Source organism: Rhizobium sp. P2_G2 (assembly GCF_056403555.1).
In genome coordinates this window covers 1-6,777 of record NZ_JBFUFF010000188.1, presented here as the reverse complement: position 1 = coordinate 6,777, position 6,777 = coordinate 1, and the positions used below count along the sequence as shown (strand labels likewise).

The window sequence follows — 6,777 nt, the reverse complement described above, 5'->3', positions numbered from 1 at the left end:
CAAGTACTCAGTGGCGTAGCGTCGCCGATCAGATCCGGCCGAAAGTGCCAAAGCTCGCAAATCTCATGGACAATGCCGAAGAAGACGTGCTCGCCTACATGACCTTCCCGAAACAGCATTGGACCAAGCTTCACAGCACCAATCCCATCGAGCGCCTCAACGGTGAGATCAAGCGCCGCACAGACGTCGTCGGCATCTTCCCCAACGATGACGCCATCGTCAGGCTCGTGGGGGCATTGCTGCTCGAAGACCATCGCACAAATGAGCGATGATCCCATCATCAGCCTGCCCGCTGCGGCTCGCTGACCCATTCCCGGCTCTGTCCGGAAAGCACGGCGATCACAAAGCCGAGCTACACCACTCCCAGAGACGCGATCATCAGTAAAGCGAATTACTACGTCTGCACCATCGATCAGCGTGATTGCAAAGGATCAGATGTTCCAGTTTGAACGGTAGCGGTCTTTGCGCCATAACCATTTCACAATAATTGCGGATCGGCAACAACAGAGCCGGCACCGGGAGACCAGCCGACTCGGGAGTGGTGCCAAAATCGTGGTGGACGTTATGATAGGCCATCGTTCAGGTCGCTGGACTCCAAGAGCTTCGCGACGGTGAAGATGTCCTTGTCGCCCCGGCCACAAAGATTGAGAATTATCAGATCGCCCGCAGGCATCTGCGGCGCTCTCTTGATCACCTCGGCGAGTGCGTGAGACGGCTCCAATGCGGGAATTATGCCTTCCTCCGTAGCCAGGAACTGGAAGGCGCTCAGCGCTTCGGAATCTGTTGCGGATGTGTAGGAGACGCGACCGTTTTCTTTGAGCCAGGCATGTTCTGGACCTACGCCGGGATAATCCAGCCCAGCTGATATAGAGTGCCCCTCGGCAATTTGGCCATCAAAATCTTGAAGCAGGTATGTTCGATTGCCATGCAGGACGCCGGGCATGCCCATGCTCAACGAGGCGCAGTGTTCTGGCGTATCAAGACCTTTACCGGCCGGCTCGACGCCCAGCATCGTCACCTCGCTGTCAGCCAGGAAAGGATGAAACAAGCCCATCGCGTTTGAGCCGCCACCAACAGCTGCCACAAGCAAGTTCGGCAGACGACCCTCATATTCCAGAATTTGGGAGCGTGCTTCCTTGCCGATGACCGATTGAAGCGTCCTGACCATTTCGGGATATGGATGGGGGCCAGCAGCCGTTCCGATGAGGTAATAGGTGTCCTCAATATTGGTGACCCAGTCGCGCAAAGCCTCGTTCATCGCATCCTTGAGAGTTCCATTTCCGGAGGTAACCGGCCTCAGTTCGGCTCCCAGCAGACGCATCCTGAACACGTTCGGTGCCTGGCGCTCGATGTCTTTTGCCCCCATGTAAATGACGCATTGCAGGCCAAATCGTGCCGCGACCGTGGCGGTTGCCACACCATGCTGTCCGGCGCCAGTTTCTGCGATGATCCGTCGCTTACCCATTCTTTGGGCAATAACGATTTGGCCAATGCAATTGTTGATCTTGTGCGATCCGGTGTGGTTCAGCTCGTCCCTTTTGAGATAAATTTTGGGTCCGCCCAATCGCTTTGTAATACGTTCGGCAAAGTAAAGTGGGCTCGGACGTCCAACATAATTCCGCAGCAGGTCGTGATATGTTTGCCAGAAGCCATGATCGTTCTTGGCCGCGTTCCATTCCTCATTCAGGCTGATCAGGAGCGGCATCAATGTTTCCGCTACAAACCGGCCACCGAATTTTCCAAAAAATCCTTGAGCGTCGGGTAGAGTTTTAGTCGACAAGCTATTCATCGGTGGAAGCCCTCGTTTCAACTCTCTTACGCAGCAGGAAAGTTTTGGATGGTACGAAGGGAGAAAGTATCGGCTCTCCGCCCCATTCAATGAATACAGAGCGATTGCTTGATCCAGGCTCATCGATTTCTCGTACCAGAGGTCAATGATCGGAGACCAGGATGACAATCCGTTTCAAACTTCTCAATTATGCCCTTGGCGTGGCATTAATTGCCCTGACCGCCGCTCCAATCGCCGTCATGGCGGAGTCAGAGGTTGCTCATGTAAGAAGCAGTCACTATAGCGGCACTTGGCTCGAGATCGGCAGGCACCCAATGTGGCTGACAGATGGTTGTGTGGCCGGCTACACGACTTATCGACCTGGCTCCCGGGCCGGCGAGATCATGGTCGAGGACGGCTGTCATCAAGGAACGCCGGCGGGCAAATTGAAAACAATAGAGGGCAAGGGCGACCTCCTCGACGTGAAGACGACCCGCGCCAAGCTGCGGGTGCGGTACCCGCTTCTGATTACTTTCAATTACTGGGTACTGTACGAGTCGCCCGCCCACGACTGGTTCATTAGTGCCGACCCGCAGATGAAGAACCTTTGGATCTATTCGCGCAGGGTTCCAACCAAGCAAAAACTGGCGACTATGGTGAAAAAGGCGAAGTCGCTTGGATATGATGTAAGAAAGCTCGAATTCCCCGCACAGTAGCGCGTCGTTTCGCTATTCCTTGTTTGACAATGCGTCGCCAATGCGGCGGAGCACGTGCTCCAGGGCTCCGGCTTGAACGCTTTCCGAGAGTCCAAGCCCGTCAGTTATGTCCGACTTCAAGATTCCTGCAAGCCCATGCATGGTTCCCCAGACGAAGACAGCGTCTCGGTCTATGCGATCGCCGAGAGCGAACTCTCCATATTTGCGCCGCAGCGCCTCGCGGAGTAAGTCGAAGGCGTGGTGGGCGCTGGCTTTCATCTCCGGGTGGTCAATGGCATTCGGCAGCGTCGTCGAAAACATCAAGCGGTATTGCAGCGGGAAGGCCAAAGCATAGCCGATATAGGCGATCCCCATCGCGGCCATATCCGCATCCGCATCGTCCGAATGCAAGCGGGCATCCAGATGGCGCGCGAATTCCTCGAAGCAGCGACGAATAATTTCCGCCAGGAGGTGATCCCTGCTTGGATAGTGTTTGTAAGGCGCGCCATGTGAGACGCCAAGCCGCCGCGCCACATCCCGGAGGCTCAGTCTGTCGACGCCGTGTTCGGCAATGATGGCCATCGCCTCAGTGACGCAATCGTCTGCGAGGTTTCCAGATCGCCTTGATTCAGTTTGCACCATGCCCCGCCATGCTTCTCATGATGCGTCCCATGATAAGCACCCGAACAAAGCGCGGCAAGGCAATCAGCGAGAAGGTTAGAAAACGGCCGACGCGACCGGGCACCGTCAAGCTTCTGCGACCAAGTGCCGTCAGAGTCTGTGCTGCTACCTGCCACGGTTCATCGGCTGCCCCCATCGACATCCCGGCTCTGGACGCAAACCCGGACCGCACTGGTCCGGGGGCGGATACTAGAATATCGACTGCGCTGGACTTCATCTCGATAGTCAGAGCCTCTCCAAGTGCATGAACATATGCCTTTGTCGCTGCATAGGTGGCAGCAAACGGGGCGCCTTGCCGCCCCACGAGTGATCCCATCATGACCACTCCTCCCCCGCCCCTGCCTGCGAAGTGACCGGCAAGGGAATAGGCCAGTTCCGTGACGACACGGCAGTTGAGATCGACCATCCCCAATTCGCTTTCAAGCTGCTGAGACAGAAACCTGCCGGAACTGCCGAACCCGGCCGCGGCAATCAGCAGCCCAGCATTTTCAGCAATTGCTGCGTCGACGACTGCCTGCACCGCACCTGGGACGCTCAGATCCAGGGCCAACGGCATGGCGCGAACCCCGTTCTGCTCGGCAATCAAATCAGCAAGTTCCGCAAGCTTGTCGCGCCTGCGAGCGACGAGGATGAGGGAAAAACCCAGCCGGGCAAGGTGCTCTGCAAAAGCACGACCTATGCCCTCAGAGGCGCCCGTCACGACGGCCACCGGGCCGTATTTTTTGAAACGCTTGTCAATTTGACCGTCGGATATGATCTGCACAGCGTTCTCCCTCGTACAGTAGACACTGTCTACATTAAAAGGTAGACGGTGTCTACTGAATTGGGGCTACGGGAGAGCCAAATGTCAGCAATTGGATTGTGGTGGACCACCGCCTTGATGCTCTTACTGCTTATGGTCCCGACTTTGATCGCGCTCATTATGGATCGGCGCGAACTTGATAGTGATCGCGTGTGGGCAAAGCCGTTGAAATTCCAACTTTCGCTCGCCGTCCATTTCGCAACCCTGGCTTTGCTGGCGCAGGATTTGCCGACGACCGTTATAGAGGATTGGCCATTCTATGGCGGGGCAGTGCTAAGCGTCGTCGCGACTGTTTTCGAAATCCTTTACATTGGCATCCAGGCGGCCAGGCAGCAAAAGTCCCATTTCAACTTCGAGACCCCGCTGACAGCAATGCTCTATGGCCTCATGGCAATTGGAGCGGTGATGATTACTGCTGCCGCAGCTTTGGTGGGTATCTTGCTGCTGTGCTGCGAAACACCTTCAATCGGCTACGGCCTCAAGATCGGAGGGGGCGTGGGTTTGATTGGTGGCACGGCGCTGACATTTGTTACTGCCTTCCGGATGGGTGCCACCATGACCCGCTACAATGGCGAAGAGAAAGCCGGCGCTGCCAGGATGGCTGTCACGGGCTGGTCGCTCAGCGTGGCAGACCGCCGTATTCCCCATTTCCTGGCAACACATATGATGCAGGTGTTGCCGGCTACTGGCCTTATTGTCGATCCGGTACTGCCCCCTCTCCCGTCGGCGTTCGTGGTTTTGCTCTGCGCCGGTGGCTACGCTTTCGTGACGTTGCAGACATTCCGACGCGTGAACCGTGGCCAAGTGATTGCATGGCCAGGCCCATTCGGGAACCTCTTTGGACGGGGCATCATTGAGCCGCGGCAATCGAACGCACGTTCCCGGTCATCTGCAAAACGCTGGCGCTCGTAAGACAGCACAAAAGGAAAGAGAAACCGATGTTGAGCCGCGAATTCAACCACGGCCATGCCTCGAACTCAGTTGTGATCGACAAGGCCAGCGCCGACAAATCCCTTCTGATCGTCGAAGACGATAACGTGTTCCTTAAAAGATTGGCTCGCGCCATGACCTGTCGCGGGTTTTCTGTCGAAACGGCCGCGACCCGTGCAGATGCCATCGCCTTGATCCGCAACAGGCCGCCGCTATACGGCATCATCGATCTCAGATTGACCGATGGTAGCGGACTTGACGTGATCGAAGCGGTGCGCATGCGGCGTGACGATAGCCGCCTGCTGATCCTGACGGGCTACGGAAACATTGCCAATGCGGTAACAGCCGTTAAACTCGGCGCCATTGATTATCTTGCAAAGCCCGTGGATACTGATGAAGTCGTTCGAGCCCTAACTGGAGAAGACGATGTCAAGGCCGATCCGCCGGAACACCCGATGTCCGCGGCCCGTGTCCGTTGGGAGTATATCCAGCGGGTGTACGAGCGTTGTGAGCAAAATATTTCGGAAACCGCGCGTCATCTGAATATGCATCGACGAACCCTGCAGCGGATCTTGTCCAAACATGCTCCGAAATAGATGCTATGTGTCCCTGACCGCGCGAAGTGCATTATTTTGAAAGACACCAGGTGAGCCTGGATGGAAGAAGTTGGAACACTATGTCCACGAGCCGCTCTGCCGAGATAAAGATGCTTTTTCTATTTCTCGTTGTCGTTATCGGAGCTGGGCTTGCCATTGGTCTGACCATACGGCCGGGTTCGTGGTACGGTTCGTTGAACAAGCCCTCCTTCAACCCTCCGAACTGGATTTTTGGTCCGACCTGGACTGTACTCTATGTCCTTATTGCGATTGCAGGATGGCGCACCTGGCGGCGTGATCGATTTTCCGGCTGGCCGATGCGGATGTGGGTCGGCCAAATGATATTGAACTGGCTTTGGACGCCTCTTTTCTTTGGCGCCCATCAGATGTTGGCGGGCTTAGCCGTCATCATCTGCCTGCTTTTTGCCGTCGTTGGTTTCATTGCTGTGTCTCGTGACACCCTCGCGCGACTTTGCTTCTTGCCCTATGCGCTCTGGGTCGGCTTCGCCTCACTTCTCAATGCCGCTCTGCTATCGCTCAACGGGTGATGCACAAGATATCAGAGCGGAGGCTGCGGCGGATCTTGTTCATTTTCCCGTTCGGTACTCGTCGGCACGCTTTGCTGCTTTATCCGATCAAGATAGTCATGCGCGGCCCGCGTCGCCTCTGCTGAGTTTTTGAAAGGCCCAGCCAGGAGAATTGCATCGGAGCCTTGCATGATCACGACCGCTTTGGTGACCGCGTCAAAAATGACTTGCGTTTCTTCCTGAACAGAGTGGGTCATCCCGTGCGCTCGTCAAATGAATTCGACCTGCGATACGGATTGCAGCAATTTCCGGATCGGCTGCCTCATACACAATTTCGTATGCGGTCGACAAATCCAGGAAGTGGCGGACCGCGTAAATCGGTCATGACTGTTCTTGGATCTCTCAACTCTGGTTACAAAGCGCTCGTGATCGGAGCGTCCGGCGGCATTGGCAGCGCGCTAGTCGCCTGTTTTGCCGCTGACCCGAGTTGCGCGGCGGTCCTATCTTTGTCGCGGCGAGGTGACAACGGCGTTGACATAACCGACGAGACGACACTCGCCGATGCCGCAATGCGGCTTTCGCAGCAATACGGGCATTTCGAACTGGTTTTCAATGCCACGGGGGCGTTGACGATCGATTCCATCGGCCCCGAAAAGACGATTAAGTCACTCGACGCTTCCGTCATGGCCAGGCAATTTGCGGTGAACGCTATCGGTCCAGCCTTGCTCCTCAAACATTTTTCGCCGCTTTTGCCAAAGAACCGTCGGAGTATTTTTTT

At 56.0% G+C, this 6,777-nt stretch carries 9 protein-coding genes and 1 pseudogene; 6 read left to right on the top strand and 4 right to left on the bottom strand.

Features of this window, described 5'->3' with window-relative positions; genetic code table 11:
• Positions 1–248 (top strand): annotated as a pseudogene (locus tag AC1D06_RS41255) (transposase); the annotation flags it as partial.
• 314 nt (positions 249–562) lie between these two features.
• On the opposite strand, the gene trpB reads toward AC1D06_RS41255, so the two are convergent.
• Entirely contained in the window at positions 563–1,789 is a 1,227-nt protein-coding gene (gene trpB, locus AC1D06_RS41250; protein WP_477877397.1) for a tryptophan synthase subunit beta, read from the bottom strand.
• A gap of 161 nt (positions 1,790–1,950) precedes the next feature.
• Between trpB and AC1D06_RS41245 the strand changes: the two genes are divergently transcribed.
• Positions 1,951–2,484, top strand: coding sequence for a lipocalin family protein (locus AC1D06_RS41245; RefSeq protein ID WP_477877280.1), 534 nt, complete (start codon positions 1,951–1,953; stop codon positions 2,482–2,484).
• Between the two features lie 12 nt (positions 2,485–2,496).
• Here AC1D06_RS41245 and AC1D06_RS41240 read toward each other — a convergent pair whose 3' ends face one another.
• Both AC1D06_RS41240 and AC1D06_RS41235 read right to left on the bottom strand, forming a co-directional pair.
• Positions 2,497–3,045, bottom strand: a complete 549-nt coding sequence (locus AC1D06_RS41240) for a TetR/AcrR family transcriptional regulator (protein ID WP_477877281.1) — start codon at positions 3,043–3,045, stop codon at positions 2,497–2,499.
• A gap of 46 nt (positions 3,046–3,091) precedes the next feature.
• On the bottom strand, positions 3,092–3,907 hold the full coding sequence (locus AC1D06_RS41235) for an SDR family NAD(P)-dependent oxidoreductase (protein ID WP_477877282.1): 816 nt from the start codon (positions 3,905–3,907) through the stop codon (positions 3,092–3,094).
• A gap of 81 nt (positions 3,908–3,988) precedes the next feature.
• Between AC1D06_RS41235 and AC1D06_RS41230 the strand changes: the two genes are divergently transcribed.
• The 3 genes from AC1D06_RS41230 to AC1D06_RS41220 all read left to right on the top strand — a co-directional run bounded on the left by AC1D06_RS41230 (position 3,989) and on the right by AC1D06_RS41220 (position 6,020).
• Complete coding sequence (locus AC1D06_RS41230; protein ID WP_477877283.1) at positions 3,989–4,858, top strand: hypothetical protein; 870 nt, start codon at positions 3,989–3,991, stop codon at positions 4,856–4,858.
• A 26-nt stretch (positions 4,859–4,884) separates the two neighbouring features.
• Positions 4,885–5,472 carry an ActR/PrrA/RegA family redox response regulator transcription factor gene (locus AC1D06_RS41225; RefSeq protein ID WP_477877284.1) on the top strand — a complete coding sequence of 196 codons (588 nt, stop codon included), beginning with the start codon at positions 4,885–4,887 and terminating at the stop codon, positions 5,470–5,472.
• A gap of 110 nt (positions 5,473–5,582) precedes the next feature.
• A complete protein-coding gene (locus AC1D06_RS41220; protein WP_477877285.1) occupies positions 5,583–6,020 on the top strand; it encodes a TspO/MBR family protein in 438 nt (145 codons plus the stop codon).
• 11 nt (positions 6,021–6,031) lie between these two features.
• Here the strand turns inward: AC1D06_RS41220 and AC1D06_RS41215 are convergent, their stop codons facing one another.
• Positions 6,032–6,256 carry a hypothetical protein gene (locus tag AC1D06_RS41215; protein WP_477991231.1) on the bottom strand — a complete coding sequence of 75 codons (225 nt, stop codon included), beginning with the start codon at positions 6,254–6,256 and terminating at the stop codon, positions 6,032–6,034.
• 126 nt (positions 6,257–6,382) lie between these two features.
• Between AC1D06_RS41215 and AC1D06_RS41210 the strand changes: the two genes are divergently transcribed.
• The coding region (locus AC1D06_RS41210) for a Rossmann-fold NAD(P)-binding domain-containing protein (RefSeq protein WP_477991229.1) at positions 6,383–6,777 on the top strand (395 nt) is incomplete at its 3' end.